We start from the raw sequence: 20,873 nt of genomic DNA on the forward strand, positions 1-20,873 counted from the left end.
TTTCTAAAATGCTGATGTTAATGAAAGGTTGAAACCGGTATATGCAGGGTTGTAACGGCAGGCTCCGCCGGAACAGATATAGCCTGCGCGGTTGCGGCCGTAACTGAGCTGTACCCTTGTACGGCCTTTGGAATAACTGAAGCCGACATTATAGTAATGCGGATGTGGCATGATTTGATCTATATTGTACATGTCGCTTGCGTAAAAACTCCAGTTAGGGGCGAAGTTGTATTCGAACAGTGCTGCGACCCAATCGCCCTCGTTGTGATTCGCATTATAATATTGTTCTCCCTTTAACGGGGCATACAGATATTGGAGCTCAAATCTGAATGAATTGTATGTGTTTATCTTATATGTCATGTCATAGACGAAGATATGGGACTGTGCCGCTTTGCCGGTCGTGGCAATCATTATATCTTCGGTGTTGTCTGTCTGCCATGAATACAGGAATGAGGTTTTGAGTTTTTTGTTCCATTGTCTTTCGACATCGAAATTCAAATCCCTCCAAAGTATGTTTTTGTTCTGGCTTGTGTAATATGTTGAAAAATTAAGGTGGAATGACCATTTCTTACGCCTGTCGTTCTTGTCTCTCATGGTATAAAAGGCATCGAACTGTCCTCCGATTTCATCATCGGCATTTACCTGATATGGATGGAGGTTGGTAAGGAGGTAGGTGTATTGTCTTGTCAAAGCCGGTATGAAGTTCAACGTATTTTCCGGCTGTCCAAGGTTTCCGCCCATTCCCAAAGCGTATGTCAGAGGAGTGCTCATGTGTTTGAGTTTCCTGAATGTCGCCACGACTGCAAAACCTTTGCCTGTGTATCCTGCCTCCGCAAGGATTGCATTGCCGGGGAGGTCTGCGATGTCCTTGCTTTTATCAACATATTCTCCGGACAGATAGAACCCTGAATATTCGAAATTCAGCCTTCCGGAAACAAGGTTTGTATTCGTATTGCTGAGTGTAGGATAGTCGGCCTTGTTTTCATGCCTGTTGATATAGCTTCCTTCCAGGGACAGCACCCAGTCCCAGGTGTTGAACATGTCGTTTATGGAAACCGAAAGGTCGGCGCCCCTTACCCATGAGTCGGCGTAGTAGTCGTACAGTCTCGGACGGCCGTAGAGACCTTTGATTTGTACGTAGTTGTTGAAGTTGTATGAAGCGAATACGCCTTCAATCGAGTTGTTAATGCCGAGGGTACGGTCTTCGAAGCTTCTGAAAACGAGTCCGCTGCCGAACTGTTCATAGATGTCTCCTACATGGACCGTGAAGTTTTCGTCCTGCCATCTTACATATTTGTTGGCGAGGAAAAATTTCTTGCCTTCTCCGTAGGTACCTATGTTATATCCCAAAAGCGAAGGAAAATATCCCTCGAACTGTACGCCTATCGACAGACGGCCTCTCGTATAGTCCAGTTTCAGATAGTTGTTGGAACCGAAACGTCCGTCAGGCGACTCGGCATTCGAGGCTTTGTCCACCATATAATATATGGTATTGGTTTCGAAACTTCCCGAGAGGTTGCCCTTTGGCTTGTCCTTCTTTTCGTCGTCCTGTGCAAATGCAGGAGCCGTCGCCATGGCTGCCGCCAATACGAATAGTAAAAACCTTTTCATTATTCGTTAGCTATTTCTTTGATTTTTTCAAAAAGCTCGACTTCGCTTCCCGGCGTGTATCCGGAGTGCGAGTAAACGATATTGCCTTCCGCATCAACGATGAATGTCTGAGGGGTAAGCGATACGTTCATTGCCCTTTTCATGTCCTGGTTGACATCGTACAGGCAGGTGAATTCCCATTCGCTCGACATGGCCTTTGCCCTTGATGAGCTACGCGCATCGTCGATGGATACTGCAACTATCTCGAAGTCGGCTTCATCCAGCCAGTCGTAATACATGTCGTTCATGGCGTTGAGTTCCATGATGCATGGCTTGCAGGTTATCGCCCAGAATGAAACTATCATCGGCTTGCCGAGAAGTTCTTTCGTCATTATTTCCTTGCCGCTCCTGTCCTCCACGCTTACGTTAGGGAAATCCTGTGCGGAAGCGACTGTTATGAATGCCATTACGGCTGCGAGTGTCAATAAAATCTTTTTCATATCACAAATTGTTTTTTTTCGTTAGACAAAGTCCTATTGTTTCTCGTAAAACGCCTTTTTGCCGTTTTCGAGGAACTGTATGAATGCTTCGATATCGAGGTCATAGCTTCTGTTCGGTACGAGCTGGTTGCCCTCATGGTCTACTATCAGGTAATATGGTTGTGCGTTTATGTTGTATCTTTCATTGGCGATATGGGTATTTATCTTGCCCAGTGTCTTGAATACCCTTCCGCTTTCGGTTGTCACCCATTCGCTTTCATCGACTTCGGTCTTGTCATCCATGTACAGCGCAACCATCACGAAGTCGTTGCGGAACATGTCGAGGATGCGCGGGTCTGAAAACACCCTTTCTTCCATCTCGCGGCAGTTCACGCATGCATGTCCGGTAAAATCCACGAATACCGGTTTGTTGACCTCCCTGGCGTATGCGAGGGCTTCGTCATAGTCGAAGAACCCTTCGAGGTGATGAGGCAGGTGCAGGAAGTCTGCATATTTCCTCCCTTCTACGTTGCCCGACGTTACTGTCGTCTGGGCGACGGCTCCACCGGCGGTTACCACATAGTCCTGGGTAGCCATAGGAGGCATGTATCCGGAAAGCGCCTTGAGAGGGGCGCCCCACATTCCAGGGATCATATATACTACGAAAGTGAATACGACAATCGACAGTATGAGCCTTGTTATGCTCACGTGTTCGACCGGAGAATCGTTCTTGAAACGCAATTTCCCGAGCAGGTAGAACCCGAGGAGGGTGAATATGACAATCCACAAGGCGAGGTAAATCTCCCTGTCGAGTATCCCCCAGTGGTATGCCTGATCGGCGGTGCTGAGGAATTTAAGTCCCAATGCAAGCTCTATGAAACCGAGGACGACTTTGACGGAATTCAGCCAGCCTCCGCTCTTCGGCAGTTTCTTCAGTACGGACGGGAAGAAGGCGAAGAATGTAAATGGAAGTGCGAATGCTATCGAGAATGCCAGCATCGTGATGATAGGATCCCAGAACTTGCCGCCCTGTACGGATTCTATGAGCACGCTTCCGACAATAGGTCCGGTGCAGGAGAACGAGATGAGCACGAGGGTCAGTGCCATGAAGAATACTCCTCCGAGGCCTTTCTTGTTGGAACTCTGGTCGCTCTTGTTCACCCATTTGCTCGGCATCGTGATTTCGAAAGCTCCGAAGAACGAAGCCGCAAAAATCATGAATACCAGGAAGAAAATGATATTAGGCAGCCAGTGCGTAGCCAGCCAGTTGAAGATATCCGCCGTTACCGCATCGCCTCCGACAATCCTCGTTATAACGATTATTGCGGCGATAGGGACGGTATACAGGAGTATTATGAACAGTCCGTACATGAATGCGCGGAATCTGCCAATCCTTTTGTTTTCAGAGCCTTTGATGAAGAACGAAACCGTCATCGGCACCATCGGGAATACGCAAGGCGTGAACAGCATTACGAGTCCCCACATTATTGCGGACAGTATGTTGCTCCACAGGTTCGAAGGTGTTTCGGAAATGACGGATGCGCTGTCGGCTGCCTTTAATTCACGATGTTCTTCTGCCGAAACGGCCACCGGGACTGCCGCTGACTCCGCTCCCAGAGTGAATGTAATTGTAGTATCGGCAGGAGGCAGGCAGTTCATGTCGTTGCATGCCATATATTCAAGGAACATTTCGACGGTCGCGCCCTGAGTCGAGAGTCTCACATCCTGGGTGAATACCGCCTTGCCCTCGAAGTAGCCTATTTCCTCACCGTATATTTCATCGAACACTCTTGTAGGTTCCTGATGTTGTTTGAGTGAGCCTTCCGGCTGTGCCCCTTCACCGTAGGAAAATGTAAACGATGTCGGCATTGCCGGACATGCCGGATCAAGATCATAGATATGCCATCCCTTTTCAATGGTGGCTTCTATTTCAATCCGGTAAAGGTCTTCGCCGATATTCTTGGCATCCGCTTTCCACGAAACCACTTTGTCTTGCGCGGAAGCTGCCGAAAACATACCTGGCAGCAGCAATATTGATACTGCTATGGCTTTTATCGTTCTGAATATTTTCATTACTGTGCTTTTATATTATGATTCAAAAATATCCGTTATTTTTCACGTACCGCAACAAGGTTTCTGTCACCGTAACCGTTATCCACGCGGGCGCAGGCAGGCCAGAACTTGTTTTCCCTTATCCATTCCAGCGGATAAGCGGCCTGTTCCCTCCCGTAAGGATGGTTCCAGGTGTCGGCGCAGGTCTCTTCCGCCGTATGAGGGGCCATTTTCAGGAGGTTGTCTTCCTGGTCCGTGATGGCTTCGCATTCGGCCTTTATTGATTTCATCGCTTCGATGAACCTGTCGAGCTCGTCTTTCGATTCGCTTTCGGTCGGCTCTACCATAAGTGTCTCATGCACAGGGAATGAAAGGGTAGGGGCATGGAAACCGTAATCCATAAGCCTCTTGGCCACGTCCGTTGCATCCACTCCGTAATCGGCCTTGAAATTCTGCAAATCAATAATGCACTCGTGTGCGACCCTGCCTGTCTCTCCCGTATAGTAGGTCCTGAATTCCGGGGCGAGCCTTACTGAAACGTAGTTTGCATTGAGTATGGCTATCTCGCTTGCACGGCGCAGTCCGTCCGGGCCGAGCATCTTGATGTAGGCGTGTGTGATAGGAAGAAGCAGCGGGCTTCCGTAAGGGCTTGCGCCGACAGCCGTCTGGGAAGTGCCCCTGAGGCTTTCGGACAGGCCGCAATCCGTTCCGATTTCCTTCAAAGGATACCCCGGAAGGTAAGGAAGCAGTTTCTCCGTTACGCAGATAGGGCCTACTCCAGGGCCGCCGCCGCCGTGAGGCATGGCGAAGGTCTTGTGCAGATTGAGGTGGCAGACATCCGCTCCGATGAATCCCGGATTCGTTATGCCGACCTGGGCATTCATGTTGGCGCCGTCCATATATACGAGACCGCCGTTTTCATGGATGGTGTCCACTATTTTCCTTATATGCACCTCGAATACTCCGTGGGTGGACGGATATGTAATCATTATGCCTGCAAGGCTGTCCTTGTTCTCGCGCGCTTTTTCGCAGAGTTCTTCCACGTTGATGTTTCCGTTTTCATCGCATCCTACAAGCACTATCCTGAAACCTGCCATTGCGGCGGAAGCCGGGTTCGTGCCGTGGGCTGAAGTAGGGATAATCATTACGTCCCTGTTTTCCTGACCCGTGCCTCTCAGGTATGCCCTGATGGTGGTGAGGCCTGCATATTCGCCGCCGGCCCCCGAAGTTGCCTGGAGCGAGCATCCTGCCATTCCGGTTATGACCGAAAGGTCGTGTTCTACTTCGCGTACTATCTGCATCGACCCTTCCGTCTGCCATGCCGGTGCGAAAGGATGCACGTCGGCAAATTCGCTCCATGTCACGGCTGCCATTTCCGCTGCCGCATTGAGCTTCATCGTGCATGAGCCGAGAGGAATCATCGAATGAGTCAGCGAGATGTCCTTGCGCTCGAGTTTCTTGATGTAGCGCATCATCTCGGTCTCGGAATGGTACTTGTTGAATATTTCCTGGGTAAGGGCTTCGTTTTCCCTTGCAAGCATCCTTGTTTTGGTTTCGCAGCATTCGCCTTTGCCGTGTCCCGCATCGGTCCCGCATTCGCAGGCCGCTCCGAAGATGTCGAGTATGGCGCGTTTCTCCTTGCAGTCGGTGAGTTCGTCGAATGATATCCTGATGGTCCCTGCCGGAGTGTAGTAGAAGTTGATTTTCGCTTCTTCGGCCTTCTTGCGGATATCGGCAGTATCAAGAGCCTTGCCTTTGAAATCCATTATTTCTATGGTGTCGAAGAACTCCTCCGTTCCGCAGGCTCCGTCCACGCCCCTTACGGTGTATCCGGCCGCGCTGAGTTTTTCGGCCACCTTATGCGCCGACTTGTAGCAGCCGAATGCTATTTTCCTGATGCCGTCGGCTCCGTGGTATGCCGCATACATGCCTGACATTACCGCCATCAATGCGGTGGCCGTGCAGATGTTCGAAGTCGCCTTTTCTCTCTTTATGTGCTGCTCGCGTGTCTGGAGGGCAAGCCTGTATGCCGGTTTGCCGAGCCTGTCCACCGAGATGCCTATGATTCGTCCCGGAATGAATCTCTTGTATTCGTCCTTGGTGGCCATCCATCCGGCAACCGGGCCTCCGAAACCCATCGGAAGTCCGAAGCGCTGTGCCGAGCCTACCGCTATGTCGGCTCCCCATGCCGCCGGTTCCTTGAAGATTGCGAGTGAAAGCAGGTCGCAGATGGCGGTTACCATCGCTCCGGCTTCGTGGGCCCTGCGGGCAAAATCGCCATAGTCCCTTACGGAGCCGTCCGCTGCCGGGAACTGCACGATAGCCCCGTAGCATTTCGGATCGAATGTATAGTCCTTATATGAGCCGGTGACCACTTCTATGCCGAGGCCTTTTGCACGGGTCATTATTACGGACAGGTTCTGAGGGAAGATGTTTTCATCCACGAAAACAATGTTCCTGCCCTCTTTTACCGCCGCCCTCGGCCTGAGTTCGTACATCATCCTCATCGCTTCTGCCGCTGCCGTCGAATCGTCGAGCATGGAGCAGTTCGCAAGGTTGAAGCCGGTCAGGCTCGCTATCATTGTCTGGAAATTCAGAAGGGCTTCGAGACGTCCCTGGGAGATTTCCGCCTGATACGGAGTATATGAAGTATACCAGCTCGGGTTTTCGAGAATGTTTCTTGTAATAACCGAAGGTGTCGCGGTCCCGTAGAAACCGCAGCCTATCATCGACCTGAAAGGAATGTTCTTCCGGGCCGTGTTCTTGAGTTTTCCGAGATATTCATGCTCACTCAAAGCCTTGTCCAATGCAAGGGGCTCTTTCAACAATATGTCGGAAGGTACGGTCTGTGCGACAAGCTCGCTCAAATCTTTAAGTCCAAGAACGGCCAGCATTTCGCCGACCTGCCTTTCGTCCGGACCGTTGTGTCTGTCAACAAATCTCATTTTAAAAAGATATTAATTTTCTGAATTAATGTAAAAAATTCAAACTACAAAAGTATGAATTTTTTTGAAAAAACAAATAATTTTTCAGTTATTATGTCAGCGTTTGTATCTTGCATCAAGAGAGATGAAGACGGAAAGCATCAGCGTAAAACAGAGCAGGGAGGAGCCGCCGTAACTCAGGAACGGGAGCGGAATGCCGATAACCGGCATTATGCCTATGGTCATGCCTATGTTTATGAAAAAGTGCATGAAAAAACAGCAGGCTATGCAGTAGCCGTATATGCGCGTGAAGGAATCCGTGCTTTTTTCCGCCCGGGAAATGATTCTGCAAATCAGCAGCACGTAAAGCGCGATGACCGCGGTGCTTCCGAGGAAGCCCCATTCTTCCCCGACCGTACAGAAAATGAAGTCCGTACTCTGCTCCGGAACGAAGCCGTATGCGGTCTGCGTGCCTTTCAGGAAGCCTTTTCCGCTGAAACCGCCCGAACCTATGGCTATCATTGACTGGGTGACGTTGTATCCTATCCCGGTAGGGTCCTCTTCCATCCCGAGCAGGACTTCTATTCTTTTCCGCTGATGTTCCTGAAGTACTTCGTTGAAAATGAAATCGACTGAAAATATCAGTATCGCGCCGGCTATGAATGTTCCGGCCATTATCGCAGCCAGGTCGTCCCTTTTCCTGAAAATCCTGTATGCGGCGAGTCCGATTCCTATCGATGACAAGCCTAAAAGGATGTATTCGGGGGCCGGAAGCTGCATTTCCTGGAACATTCCGGAGCGTGTAAGGGCGGGGAGGAACGCGAGCAGTGCCGTGCAGGGCAGGACTGCCAGTGCGGTTTTCAGGGTTTTCCCGGCAAATGCCCCGTAGGCGAGGCCGATTATGCAGGCGAGGGAGAGCAGGCTCACGAAAGGGGATATCGTCAGTGTGATGATGAACAGCGTTATGAACAGCCCTGCGAGCACTATTATCCAGCCGGAGAGGCCTTCCCTGTACAGCATGAAGACGAAACCTAAGTATACTAAGGCGGAACCGGTTTCCTTTTCGGCTATTATCAGCAGCATCGGGATAAGTATTATCGCAACGGTCCTTGCCAGGTTGCGCGGAGTGTTTATCCTGAAACCGAACTGGCTCATCATCGAGGCCAGCATCATGGATGTCGTTATTTTGGACAGCTCGGCAGGCTGGAATGAAACCGGACCTATGCTCAGCCACGAGTGGGAGCCGTTGATGTCTTTTCCCAAAAATATTGTGACGAAAAGCAGCAGGGCCGTTCCGAGGTAGGCCCAGAATGCCACTACTTCATAAATCCTCGAATTGATGGCCAGAACGACGGCGCCTGCGGCGATGGACACCATTATCCACAGGAACTGTTTCCCCGCCCTGTTCCCGATGTCGAATATCGAAGCCGCCGTGTCCGCATGTATGGACGCGTAGATGTTGACCCACCCTATGATTACAAGGGCGATATAGCAGAACAGCAGCCACGGGTCGGTTTTCTTATATATGGTTTTCAAGTTGCTCATCCGTTCTTCAATAGGCTATTTCTTTTCCTGTTACCATTTTCTCGACACTTTCCCTTTCCGGGGAAATGGCCCCGTTCAGGTATTTTTCAACCACGAGCGAGGCTATCGGGGCGGCCCATGCCCCTCCCCATCCTCCGTTCTCCACGTAAACGGCAACTGCTATCTTAGGGTCGTCCTTAGGGGCGAAACAGATGAAAACCGAATGGTCTTCCCCGTGCGGGTTCTCGGCGGTTCCGGTTTTTCCGCAGATGTCGAGCCCCTTGACGGCGGCGGTCTGTGCGGTGGCTCCCTTGCCTCCGTTGACGGCCTGGTACATGCCTTCGACGACAAGAGGGAACAGGGACGTGTCTATGAGGGTATAATTCCGTTGCCTGTATTTGTCGTCGATATTATAGCCCGGGGAGTCCTTGATGAGGTGCGGGGTCAGGTAGTAGCCCCTGTTGGCTACAGTGGCGCACAGATTGGCCATGTGCAGCGGAGTAAGGCCGAGTTCCCCCTGGCCGATGGCCAGCGACAGTACGGTTGTGGCCCTCCACCTGTTTTTGCCGTAAAGCCTGTCGTAATATTGTACCGTAGGAACATTGCCGGAGGTTTCCGAAGGGATGTCGCTTCCCAGGGCGGCGCCGAGGCCGAAGCTCCTTGTGTATTTTTCCCATTGTCCGAAGGCCGCTTGTACCGACGGGTAGGACGGGTTCTCCAGTATGGCCCTGAAAACATAGCAGAAATATGAGTTGCAGGACATTTTTATGGCTTCGGTAAAATTTATGGGCGATTCATGGCTGTGGCAGCCTACAGTATTGTTCCCGAAATGGTATCCTTCGGTGCAGGGGTATTTCGTGGCAGGGGTAAAAACCCCTTCCTGCAGGCCGATGAGGCCGTTGATCAGCTTGAATATGGAGCCCGGAGGGTAAAAAGACTGGACTGCACGGTTGAACATGGGCTTGGACGGGTCGGTTATCATTTCATTGTAATGGCTTCCGATGTCCGCCAGCTGTCCTACTTTTATGCAGGGGCTCGAAACGAGGGCGAGTATCTCGCCCGAAGAAGGCTCTATGGCCACGATACTGCCCCTTTTGCCGTCCATCAGTTTTTCGCTGTATTGTTGCAGATAACCGTCGATGGTGGTTTTGATGTCGTTTCCCGGAATTGCGGGCCTGTCGTATTCCCCGTCCTTGTAGGAAGATTCGATTTTGTTGTGTGCGTTTCGCAGGTATACTTTGTATCCCTTCTGCCCCCGGAGGATGTTTTCATACCTGCCTTCTATCCCTGTCTTCCCCGCATAATCCCCCGATTTGTATTCGCCTTCATGTCTTTTTATATAGTCAGCGTCCACTTCGGAAACATAGCCGAAAAGGCTTCCCCCGGCTTCGAAAGGGTATTTCCTGATTGTGCGTGCCTGCCCGTGGAATCCCGGGAACCTGTATTCCTGTTCTGCAAACAGGGCGTATTTTTCCGGTGTCAGTTTTTTCATGAAGACAACGGAACGGAATCCTATGCTTCTGCGGTTTTCCCTGTATTCCTTCATCCTTTCCCTGATGAATCCCGGTTCCACGTCCAGGATTCCGGCCAGGGCCAGAGTGTCGAAAGCCCCGGTCTCGCTCGGCGTTACCATCAGGTCGTATGCCATGTCGTTGCTGACCAGTACTTTATCGTTGCGGTCGTAGATGAGGCCTCTCGTAGGGTAGACTACCGAATATACGAGGGCGTTGTTGTCGGCATTGATTTTATATTTGTCGTTTACTATCTGTATCCCGAAAAGTTTGCCGAGAAGTATGGCTGCGGCCACGATTACGCCTATCGTAAGCCTGGCATGGCGGCTCATGCCTGTGCGGTAGTCCTTCATTTTGTCTTTGACGGTTTTAGGACGGCCTGCCAAAGCAACATGTAGATGGCCATATTTACGGCGTACGATACGGCTGTCTTGGACAGGATGAAGACGGCGCTCCTTGTGCCCGAGCATTCTATGATTACATACAGGGCAAGGAATACGATGAGTATGACCGATATGAAAATAATCATCCTTCCGCGGCCCAGCCAATCGGACGATACGGTCCCTTCCCTTTCCCTTTGCCCTCCTGCCGTAAAAATCCGGATCATCCACTCCCTGACGAGTGCGGCAGGCAGCAGGGAGGCCATGTTCAGTCCTATTACCCCTTCGGCGAAAACATCCACGGGCAGCGAAACCAGGACGGAGATTACGAGTACCCTGGCCGTAGACCACTGCATGGGCAGCATCAGCAATATGAACGGGAGCAGGCTTATGGTGATGTACGCACCGGCGTATATGAAATTGGCTATGATTGTCTGTATGATGACAATCAGTATGATATAAATGGAGTTATGCTGTACCGTCTTCATAGTGCCAGTGAATCTATTTCCGCCTTGGACGGATTCCTTACTATGTTTACGTACCTGAGGCTGCGGAATTCCTGGAGCAGTCTGATTTTCACGTTGAGCGATACTCCGTCAACTATTTCCGTTTCCTCGGCAATCCCTATCGGGATGTCGGCAGGGTACAGGTTTGAAAACCCGCTCGTGTACACGGTGTCGCCCCTGATTATTTCAGTGTGCAGCGGTATCTGGCTCAGAAGGGCGCTTCTGGAGCCCTTCCCGTCCCAGACGAGGCTGCCGGTGATTCCGGAATGGCCCAGCCTTGCGCTGATGTTCATCTCGGGGCTCATGAAGGAAATCACGTATGAATAATGCGCCGAAACCGCGTCCACGATTCCGACTACGGCCTTGTCGGTAATCACTCCCATGTCCGTGGTTATCCCGTCGTTTTCGCCCTTGTCGAGGATAAAATAATTGTCCTGCCGGTTTACCGAGCCTTTGACGATTTTTGCCGGAATGAGTTCGAATCCCGGGAAGGCTGTGTGGCTGGTATCCGTTTCCTGTGCCGGAAGCAGGCTCATGTACTGGTAGAGCCGTTCCATAAGGGCGGCGTTGGTTTCAGCCAGCGAATCGTTGGTTTTCCTGAGCCTGAAATAATCGTTTATGCTCTCGGCGGTTCCGAATAATGCGGCCCTCGAAGCGATTATTCCGCGCATGGCCCATTGGCGGTGGATGATGTCGCTGTTTCCGACCATAAACAATGCCGCCGCTTCCAATACGATGAAAAGAAGGGCGGTCAATGCTTTTCCCCGGATATTACCATGCCTGCCCATGATGCCTTATCTCATCAGGAAGGCGAAATTGTCCGTATTCTTCAATGCTATGCACGTGCCGCGCGCCACGGCCCTGAGCGGATCCTCGGATACGTGGAAAGGTATGTTCATCTTGTCTTCGAGCCTCTTGTCGAGCCCTCTCAGCAATGCCCCTCCTCCGGTAAGGAAGACTCCGTTGTTCACTATGTCCGCATAAAGCTCTGGCGGTGTCCTTTCGAGAACCTGGAGTATGGCATGCTCGATTCTTGCAAGCTGTTTGTCGAGGCAATGGGCTATTTCCTGTGTCGTTATGGTGGCGTCCACCGGATGCCCGGTCATTATGTTAGGTCCTTTGACAGTGTACGGCTCCGGCGGATTTTCGAGGTCCTGTATGGCGGAGCCTATGTGCAGTTTTATGTCCTCGGCCGTTATTTCGCCGATTTTTATGTTGTGCTGCTGCCTCAGGTACTGCTGTATCTCGCTTGTGAAAACGTCTCCCGCCACGCGGATGGATTCCTGGGCCACGATGCCGCCGAGCGAGATTACGGCTATCTCCGTAGTGCCTCCTCCGATGTCCACTACCATGTTGCCGTGTGGGGCTTCCACATCAAGCCCGATTCCGAGGGCTGCGGCCATAGGCTCGAAAATCAGGTATACGTCCCTTCCTCCCGCATGTTCGGAAGAGTCCCTGACCGCCCTTATCTCCACTTCGGTGCTGCCCGAAGGTATGCAGACTACCATTTTCAGGTTAGGGGTGAACAGTGTCCTCCGCTTGTTTATCATCCGGATGAAGCCCCTTATCATCATTTCGGCCGCATCGAAGTCGGCAATCACTCCGTCGCGCAGCGGCCTTACGGTTTTCAGGCCCGGATGTACCCTTTCGTGCATCATCTTCGCTTTCTTGCCGTATGCAATCGGTTTGCCCGTAGTCTTGTCTATCGCCACTACGCTCGGTTCGTCCACGACGATTTCGTCATTCATGAAAATGACCGTATTGGCCGTTCCGAGGTCTATCGCCAGTTCCTGAGTCAAAAAAGAAAATGCCATATATGTGTGAAATTTACCGTTTAAAATTTTCAAAACGTAAAATTAAATCAAATCCATGAATTATTATCATAACACTTTCATAATTTTGCAGTCGCAAGTAAAAAAATTACCGATGGACAGACGGAACGTCAGATATTTGATAATAGTCGCCGGCGGCAGCGGCACAAGGATGGGCGGCCCCGTGCCGAAGCAGTTCATGGAACTCGGCGGGATTCCTGTGCTCAGGCGCGTAATAGACAGGTTCATTGCGTTTTATGCCGATTTCAGGATTATCATTGTCCTGCCCGAAGGAAAAAAAAGGATTTGGATGGATTATTGCGACAGCCATGAATACGATATAGGCCCCCATATCATAGCGGACGGGGGCTTTACCCGTTTCCATTCGGTACGTTCGGCCTTGAGATATGTGGAGCCGGGAACGGTGGCCGCCGTGCATGACGGTGTAAGGCCGTTCCCTTCCTTCAAGATGCTGGATGAGATGTTTTCCCTTTCATCGGCAGAGCCTGCCCTTTGTCCTGCAATCAGGTCGGCTGATACGCTCCGCAGGCTTTCCCTGTCCGGAGACTGCCTGTATGCGGAAGAGGATATAGACCGTTCGGGCGTATACAGAATCCAGACACCCCAGATTTTCCATTCGGAGGTTCTGATTGACGCATATTCGCAGCCTTATTCCGAGATGTTCACTGACGATGCCTCGGTCGTGGAGAGTGCAGGATACAGGGTGCGTTATGTTCCGGGGAGCCCGTACAATCTTAAACTGACGACTCCCGAAGACATGGTTCTTGCGCAGCGGCTGCTTGAAGCCGGAATATGAAACGCTACCGGAGATTTTCCCTTATTTCCTGTTGGGATTGTTGGCTGAAAAGCTCGTGCTCGGGTATTCCCTCACCCATACCTGCCTTTCAATGGCCTGATCCAGAGAAATCTGGGTCTCGGTATATTCGACGTAAGGGATTTTCTGGATTGTGTTGACGAGCACTTCCATCAGGTGGTCATGGTTCAGGCAGTACAGTTTGAGCAGCAGTGCGTGCCTCCCTGTCACGAAGTGGCATTCCACGATTTCGGAAATCTTCCTGAGGGATTCCACCACTTCGGGGTATTTGTTGGCCTGCGACAGGGATACCCCTACGAAGGCGCATACGTTGAGCCCCAAAGCCTGCGGTTTGACGAGGAGCCTCGATCCGGTGATGACTCCCATGGTTTCCATCTTCTTCACTCTCTGATGGATGGCCGCTCCCGAAATCCCGCATTCGCGCGCGATTTCAAGGAAAGGCATCCTGGCGTTTTTCACCAGGAACGACAGGATTTTCTGGTCGATTTGGTCGATGTGATAGTTTTGCATACACAAAATTTTTTATTTCTTTCTGGTCTTTTTCTTCGACGGCTGGGTGTTGTTTATGATTTCCCTGCATTTTTCTACGGTAATCGAGGATACGTCGACGTCTTTCGGGATTTTGTAGTTGCCGCCCTTGTGCCTTATGTACGGCCCGAATCTTCCTTCGATGACGGTTATGTCCTCCTCCGGAACCGAAAGTATCGGCTCAGTTGTTTTTTCGAGCTTGTTCCTGATTATTCCAACGGCCTCTTCGAGAGTCGTTGCGGACGGATCGCTGCCTTTTGGAAGCGGATAGTTTTTCCCCGCACATTTTATATAAGGTCCGTAAGGCCCTTTGTGTATGGATACCGTCCCGTATTGCGATTCTCCGAGCTCTATCGGGAAGGCGAAAAGGCGAAGCGCATCTTCGAGAGTGATGTCCTCTATGAGCATATTGCCCGGGAGGCTCGCATATTCGCTCTGTCCGTCTTTTATGCGTTCTGCGTATGCCCCGTATTTTCCGAATTTTGCATAGATTTCCGCTCCTGTCGACGGATCTTCCCCGAGTTTTTTCGATACCGGATCCGGCATCGGGGAATTTTCGACACTTTTGTGGAAGGAGCCGTAGAAATCCGCAATCAGCGAATTCCATATCATTTTGCCTTCGGCGATTTTGTCGAAATATTTTTCCACATCGGCGGTAAAACCGTAGTCCATGATTCTTTCGAATCCCTTTACCAGATAGTCGCATACCACCATGCCGACATTGTGCGGGATGAGCTTGTTCTTTTCCGCTCCGACGAGGATTGTCCCTGTCTTGCGGGTCGTCCTGCCTTTCTCCCAGATGATGTCCGTGGTTTCTTCCTTCCTGCCTTCGATGTTACCTATATATATATAACCTCTTTCCGTGGTAAGGGTGGATATGGTAGGCGAATAGGTGGACGGCCTTCCGATGCCGAGTTCTTCCAGCCTCTTTACAAGGGTGCCTTCCGAGTAACGCGGAGGTGCCTGTGTGAACTTGTTTTCCGCATGGAGGCGGTCCAGTTCCATAGGCTGGCCCTTGTGTACCTTTGGCAGGACAGGCATGGTATCGTCTTCCGTCCTGTTTTCATCGGGACTTTCGGTGTAAAGTTTCATGAAACCGTCGAAGATTATCCTGACGGCCTGGAGCCCGAATGTCTCTTCCATGCTGCCCGAGCCTATGGTGACATCCGTCTTTTCCACGGATGCGTCCGACATCTGCGAGGCCAGTGTCCTTTCGCGTATGAGCTTGTAGAGCTTCTTCTCCTGTGCGGTCCCTTCTATGTCCTCCCTGTCTATGTAGGTAGGGCGGATGGCTTCATGCGCTTCCTGTGCTCCCTTGCTTTTGGTCTTGTACTGGCGCGGATGCGAATATTCGGGGCCGAAGTTGCGGGTGATGTATTCTTTCGCCGTATTGATTGCAAGGGAAGAAAGGTTCGTAGAGTCGGTCCTCATGTATGTGATAAGACCTTCCTCGTAAAGTTTCTGGGCTATCCCCATGGTCTGCCTTACCGGGAAACGGAGTTTTTTTGCCGCTTCCTGTTGCAGGGTGGATGTGGTGAAAGGTGCTCCAGGGCTTCTCGTCCCGGCCTTTGTCTCTATTCCTGTCACTTCCCACCTTGACACGGCCGCCTTTTCCACAAATGAGGAAGCCTCGTCGATGTCATTGAATCTTTTATTCAGGATGCCTTTCACCTGTATCCCTTCCGGGGTATGGAAAAATCCTTCCGTCTTGTAGTAGGGCGCCCGTTTGAAGCCGATGATTTCACGCTCCCTGTCCACAACCAGTCTGAGTGCGACGGACTGTACCCTTCCGGCTGAAAGTTTCGGCTGTATCCTTTTCCAGAGTATCGGCGACAGTTCGAAGCCGACGAGCCTGTCCAGCACGCGCCTTGCTTGCTGTGCGTTGACGAGATTCATGTCTACGTCCCTCGGCGAGTCGATGGCTGCAAGTATCGCCTTCTGGGTTATTTCATGGAAAGCTATGCGTTTCGTCTTCGAGTCATCGAGCCCGAGTGTCTCTTTCAGATGCCATGCAATCGCCTCTCCTTCACGGTCTTCATCGGATGCGAGCCATACCGTTTCGGACGATTTTGCCGCATTTGTCAGTTCGGCTACTACCTTCTTCTTGTCTTCAGGAATCACATATTCCGGCTTGAATCCGTGCTCTACGTCCACGCTCAGCGTATTCGTTTGCAGGTCCCTGATGTGGCCGAAACTCGATTTTACCGAAAAATCCTTTCCTAAAAACTTCTGAATGGTCTTGGCTTTTGCCGGAGACTCGACTATGACTAAATTTTTTCCCATTGGCTTTTTACAAATCAAACTGCAAAGTAAGGAATAAAGACTGTAAAAATCCAAATTTTATATCTATTTTTGTGACTCGTGAAAAAAGGATGATATGAAAGAAAAAACGAGAAAGAGGATAATAAAGTGGTGGTGGATAGTGGTTTGTTCCTGCATTGCGGCAGTGCTGCTCCTTGTGGTCGGAACGGGGCTGTTTGCGGAAATCCCGTCCTTCGAGGAACTGGAAAACCCTGAAAGCAAGGAGGCGACCCTTCTGTTGGCCGACGGCGGGGAGGTGCTGAGCACATATCATATAGAAAACAGGTCATACGTGGATTACGACGAGCTTTCCCCGTATCTTGTCGAAGCGGCCGTCGCCACCGAGGATGTGCGTTTCTACAAGCATAGCGGAATAGATTTCAGAAGCCTTGCGAGGGTGGGCGTAAAGACATTGCTTCTCGGCCAGAGCAGCCAGGGAGGCGGAAGTACCATTACCCAGCAGCTTGCCAAGACACTGTATCCGAGGGAGGAACTCGGAAGGCGCATCCCTGTCGTATGGCAGGTGAAGATGGTCATTACCAAGATGAAGGAGTGGATAACCGCCGTAAAACTGGAGCGGAATTATACGAAGGAAGAAATCATGGACATGTACATGAATGCCGTTTTCTTCGGGAGCAATGCATACGGTATAAAATCGGCTTCGCAGACGTTTTTCGGCAAGGAGCCTTCGGAGCTTACGGTGGAAGAGGCTGCCACGCTTGTGGGAATGGTGAACAAGCCGACAAGGTACAATCCCGCCCTCAATCCGGAGTCTTCCCTGAAAAGGCGCAATTTCGTCCTTTCACAGATGGAAAAGGCAGGTTATCTGACTGCTGCCGAGAGGGATTCGATATCCCTGATTCCTATCGAGCTGTCATATCAAGTGCTTGACCACAATTCTGGAATCGCTCCATATTTCAGGGATATGCTGAGGAGGGTGATGAATGCCAAGGAGCCGAAAAGGAGTTCCTACTCCACATACGAGGATTATGTCGCGGATTCCTTGCTTTGGGCGGATGACGGCCTTTACGGGTGGCTGAACAAAAACTTCAAGCCGGACGGTTCCAGGTACGATCTGGACAGGGACGGGCTGAGGATTCATACCACTATCAATTACAAGATGCAGCAATATGCCGAGGAGGCCGTGGCCGAACATCTCGGCCTCGATTTGCAGAAAGCATTTTTCCGCGACCTCTCAAAAAAACGCAATGCCCCGTTTTCCAATGACATAGATGCGAAGACACGGGACAGGGTGATGAAACAGGCGAGGCGTTGGAGCGACAGGTACCGTAACATGAAGGCCTCCGGCGCTTCCGAGCAGGAGATTCTGAAGAGTTTCGGCGAGCCTGTGAAAATGAGGGTGTTCTCATGGAACGCCAAGGGACATATAGACACGGTAATGACCCCTGACGATTCCATCAGATATTATAAGTCCATATTGCGTGCGGCCTTCATCGCAATGGAACCGAATACCGGTGAGATAAAGGCCTATGTAGGCGGACCGAACTACCGTTATTTCAAGTATGACAATGCCCGTCAGGGAAAGAGGCAGGTCGGCTCTACAATAAAGCCGTTCCTGTATACGCTTGCCATGCAGGAAGGCATGTCTCCGTGCGACAAGGTCGTGAACGTGCCTCAGACTTTCATCATAGGCGATACTACCTGGACTCCGAAGAGTACCGACAGGGACGAATGGATAGGCCGTACCGTTACGCTGAAGTGGGGCCTTACCAAGAGCAGCAACAATATATCGGCGTATCTGATGAAGCGTTTCGGGCCTGAAGCCATAGTCGAGATGTGCCATAAGATGGGTGTCCAGAGTTTTCTGGACCCTGTGCCTTCGCTTTGCGCCGGTCCGGCGGATTTGAGCCTGTATGAAATGGTGGGTGCCTACAATACTTATCCGAGCAGGGGCGTGCATGTGGATCCGATTTTCGTGACACGTATAGAAGATAATATGGGGAATGTCCTCAGTGAGTTCAATGCGAGGAAAAGGGAGGCTATAAGCGAGCAGACGGCATATCTGATGGTCAATCTGATGCAGGGTGTCGTCAATGACGGTACGGCGATGAGGCTGAGATGGAAATACGGGATAAAGGGAGAGCTTGCCGGCAAGACAGGTACCACCAATGACCAGGCCGACGGCTGGTTCATAGGCTATACCCCGAAACTGACTGGCGGAGTGTGGGTCGGTGCCGAAGACAGGCAGGTGCATTTCGAATCCCTGGCCTTGGGAGGAGGTTCCAACATGGCCCTCCCCGTATGGGGCATTTTCATGAATAAGGTATTGAAGGACGGGACTCTCGGCATTTCCGAGCAGGACAAGTTCATTGCTCCCGTGGGAATGACCCTGAATCTTGATTGCGACGGGAGCGATGCGGATGCGGAAACCTCGTCGGGCTATGATGAAGAATCTTTTTTCGATTGATATGAGACCGGTCATTGCTGTGATTTACGGAGGCAATTCCTCCGAATATGAAATATCCGTGCAGAGCGGCAGGTTTGTGGCCGCCAATATAGACACTTCCCGTTATGAAGTCCTGGAAATGGATTTCAAGGGCCTTTCATGGCGGATAGTCAGTGTCGACGGCGAAGTTTTGCCGTCAGGCGGAGTCGAAGTGGACAAGAATGACTTCTCGGTAGTTCTCAACGGCAGGAAAGTGCTGATAGACTATGCGTTCATTATGATTCACGGAACTCCCGGGGAAAACGGGCTTTTGCAGGCCTACCTTGAAATGCTCGGAATCCCTTCGAGCGGCTGTTCGTCTTTCGTATCCGCTGTCACCTTCGATAAATTTTCGGCCAAAAGTTATCTAAGGGATACCGGAATCTGTCATCTGGCGGATGATATTCTGTTGCACCCGGGAGATTCGTGCAGTCCTCAGGAGGCCGTTTCGAAACTCGGTCTTCCCATGTTCGTAAAGCCTACGGACAGCGGCAGCAGCTTCGGGGTGACGAAGGTGAAATCCCCTGAAGAATTCCTTCCCGCCGTGGATTATGCTTTCGCGGAAGGTAAAACCGTTATTGCGGAAAAATTCATTTCCGGGAGGGAGATCGACGATGCCGTCTATTTTGACGGGAAACAGGTGATAGCCCTGCCTCCGGTGCAGATTGTGCCGCAAAAGGAGTATTTCGATTTCGAAGCGAAATATGAAGGCTGGAGTAAGGAAATCTGTCCTGCTCCCATCACGGAGGCGGAAGACCGGATGATACGCGAATGTTCCGTCCGGATATATGAGCGTTTCGGCTGCCGCGGTTTTGTGAGGGTGGATTATTTCCTTACCGATTCGGGAGAACTCTTCTTTTTGGAAATGAATACCGTTCCGGGTATGACGGCCGAGAGTCTCGTGCCGAAGGAAATAAGGGCTGCCGGAATGGACGTCCGTGATTTTCTTTCCGTTATAATCGAAACCACTTTCGATGGAGGACGCAGACACTGATGCCTTTGACCCTTTCCCGTTTTGTCCGCGATGCCGTTTCGCGCCTGGAAAAATGTTATTCCGGCGATGAAGCGCGTTCCATCGTGCTCGGACTGTGCGGGGATTTTCTCGGGACGGAGCGTTTCGAGCATGTGATAAACCCGGATTATCCCATATCTGTGGAGAATGAGGCCCGTCTGGAGGAGGCCATGCGGCGTTTGGAAAATATGGAACCGCTCCAGTATGTTACGGGCAAGGCTTATTTTTACGGAATGGAACTGTATGTGGACAAGGCGGTACTTATTCCAAGGCAGGAAACGGAGGAGCTGTGCCGGCTTGCGCTGGATTCATTCCGGACTTCCGGAAACCGTTCCCATGGGGCGGGGAATCTGCCGGGAAGCGGCCTGCGGATTCTGGATGTCTGTACCGGTTCCGGATGCATCGCCTGGGCCATGTCCGCCAATCTTCCCGGGGCTGCCGTTTTCGGATGCGACATATCGTATCCCGCCCTTGAGATTGCCTCTTCCCAGAAAACCGGTGCCCGTTGTCCTGTGTTTTTCCAAAACGATATCCTTTCCGGCGATTTTCCCGTAACCGATGATTTCGATGCGATATTGTCCAATCCGCCCTATGTGACATCTTCGGAAAAACGGCTGATGTCCCGGAACGTCCTCGATTATGAGCCTCATTCGGCCTTGTTCGTCACAGACGAGGACCCGTTGGTGTTTTACCGTGCCTTGGCCGGCCTGGCCTCTGCGCATTTGAAACCGGAAGGGTTCGGTATCGTTGAAATCAACGAAGCCTTCGGTGACGGCTGTCGCGGACTCTTTATGGACTACGGATTTTCAAATAGTGTCATAATCAAGGATTTGAACGGGAAAGACCGGTTCTGCCGCTTTTCAAGATGAGAGGCGTAACCGCATATTGATTTCCAAGATTATATAATTTCTTTCACCCCAGGTTTCTTTTTCTTTTTTTGAGTTTTTTTCTCTCCCCGTTGTGATAATTTTGTC

General features: G+C 51.1%; 15 protein-coding genes. 4 read left to right on the forward strand and 11 right to left on the reverse strand.

The genetic code is table 11. The annotated features are described in order from the left end of the window. Positions 1-3: 3 nt before the first annotated feature. From B5F83_RS08010 to B5F83_RS08050, 9 genes are all read right to left on the reverse strand, one after another. Positions 4-1,611, reverse strand: a complete 1,608-nt coding sequence (locus B5F83_RS08010) for a DUF6029 family protein (protein ID WP_087325302.1) — start codon at positions 1,609-1,611, stop codon at positions 4-6. Beyond that, positions 1,611-2,090, reverse strand: a complete 480-nt coding sequence (locus B5F83_RS08015; RefSeq protein ID WP_087279463.1) for a TlpA disulfide reductase family protein — start codon at positions 2,088-2,090, stop codon at positions 1,611-1,613. The genes B5F83_RS08010 and B5F83_RS08015 overlap by 1 nt, the downstream gene beginning before the upstream one ends. 33 nt (positions 2,091-2,123) lie before the next feature. Further along, the gene (locus tag B5F83_RS08020; RefSeq protein WP_087279460.1) at positions 2,124-4,142 is read right to left on the reverse strand and encodes a cytochrome c biogenesis protein CcdA; all 2,019 of its coding nucleotides are present in this window, start codon (positions 4,140-4,142) and stop codon (positions 2,124-2,126) included. Positions 4,143-4,177: 35 nt separating this feature from the next. Next, positions 4,178-7,066 carry an aminomethyl-transferring glycine dehydrogenase gene (gene gcvP, locus B5F83_RS08025; protein ID WP_087279456.1) on the reverse strand — a complete coding sequence of 963 codons (2,889 nt, stop codon included), beginning with the start codon at positions 7,064-7,066 and terminating at the stop codon, positions 4,178-4,180. 96 nt (positions 7,067-7,162) lie between these two features. Then, positions 7,163-8,590 carry a rod shape-determining protein RodA gene (gene rodA, locus B5F83_RS08030; RefSeq protein ID WP_087279454.1) on the reverse strand — a complete coding sequence of 476 codons (1,428 nt, stop codon included), beginning with the start codon at positions 8,588-8,590 and terminating at the stop codon, positions 7,163-7,165. 7 nt (positions 8,591-8,597) lie between these two features. After that, entirely contained in the window at positions 8,598-10,433 is a 1,836-nt protein-coding gene (mrdA, locus tag B5F83_RS08035) for a penicillin-binding protein 2 (RefSeq protein ID WP_158094193.1), read from the reverse strand. Beyond that, complete coding sequence (locus tag B5F83_RS10650) at positions 10,430-10,948, reverse strand: hypothetical protein (protein ID WP_158094194.1); 519 nt, start codon at positions 10,946-10,948, stop codon at positions 10,430-10,432. The genes mrdA and B5F83_RS10650 overlap by 4 nt, the downstream gene beginning before the upstream one ends. Next, positions 10,945-11,754 (reverse strand): rod shape-determining protein MreC, encoded by an 810-nt coding sequence (mreC, locus tag B5F83_RS08045; RefSeq protein WP_087279447.1) that lies wholly within the window; start codon positions 11,752-11,754, stop codon positions 10,945-10,947. Before mreC ends, B5F83_RS10650 begins: the two co-directional genes overlap by 4 nt. Before the next feature lie 6 nt (positions 11,755-11,760). Beyond that, entirely contained in the window at positions 11,761-12,780 is a 1,020-nt protein-coding gene (locus B5F83_RS08050) for a rod shape-determining protein (protein WP_087279444.1), read from the reverse strand. A gap of 112 nt (positions 12,781-12,892) precedes the next feature. On the opposite strand from B5F83_RS08050, the gene B5F83_RS08055 reads away from it, so the two are divergent. Then, complete coding sequence (locus tag B5F83_RS08055) at positions 12,893-13,594, forward strand: 2-C-methyl-D-erythritol 4-phosphate cytidylyltransferase (protein WP_158094195.1); 702 nt, start codon at positions 12,893-12,895, stop codon at positions 13,592-13,594. 21 nt (positions 13,595-13,615) lie between these two features. On the opposite strand, the gene B5F83_RS08060 is transcribed toward B5F83_RS08055, so the two are convergent. Together B5F83_RS08060 and topA are read right to left on the reverse strand one after the other, a co-directional pair. After that, positions 13,616-14,122: an Lrp/AsnC ligand binding domain-containing protein gene (locus tag B5F83_RS08060; protein WP_087279439.1), complete on the reverse strand. Its 507-nt coding sequence runs from the start codon at positions 14,120-14,122 to the stop codon at positions 13,616-13,618. 12 nt (positions 14,123-14,134) lie between these two features. Further along, positions 14,135-16,423: a type I DNA topoisomerase gene (gene topA / locus B5F83_RS08065; RefSeq protein WP_087279434.1), complete on the reverse strand. Its 2,289-nt coding sequence runs from the start codon at positions 16,421-16,423 to the stop codon at positions 14,135-14,137. A 94-nt stretch (positions 16,424-16,517) separates the two neighbouring features. Between topA and B5F83_RS08070 the strand changes: the two genes are divergently transcribed. The 3 genes from B5F83_RS08070 to prmC are packed head-to-tail and all read left to right on the forward strand — an operon-like array spanning position 16,518 to position 20,768. After that, a complete protein-coding gene (locus B5F83_RS08070; protein WP_087279431.1) occupies positions 16,518-18,869 on the forward strand; it encodes a transglycosylase domain-containing protein in 2,352 nt (783 codons plus the stop codon). Then, entirely contained in the window at positions 18,844-19,881 is a 1,038-nt protein-coding gene (locus B5F83_RS08075; RefSeq protein ID WP_158094196.1) for a D-alanine--D-alanine ligase family protein, read from the forward strand. Before B5F83_RS08070 ends, B5F83_RS08075 begins: the two co-directional genes overlap by 26 nt. Further along, complete coding sequence (gene prmC / locus B5F83_RS08080) at positions 19,881-20,768, forward strand: peptide chain release factor N(5)-glutamine methyltransferase (protein ID WP_087279425.1); 888 nt, start codon at positions 19,881-19,883, stop codon at positions 20,766-20,768. The genes B5F83_RS08075 and prmC overlap by 1 nt, the downstream gene beginning before the upstream one ends. The last annotated feature ends 105 nt before the right edge of the window (positions 20,769-20,873 follow it).

The sequence above is a fragment of the Muribaculum sp. An289 genome, assembly GCF_002159555.1.
Classification (GTDB): Bacteria; Bacteroidota; Bacteroidia; order Bacteroidales; family UBA932; genus Merdivivens; species Merdivivens faecigallinarum.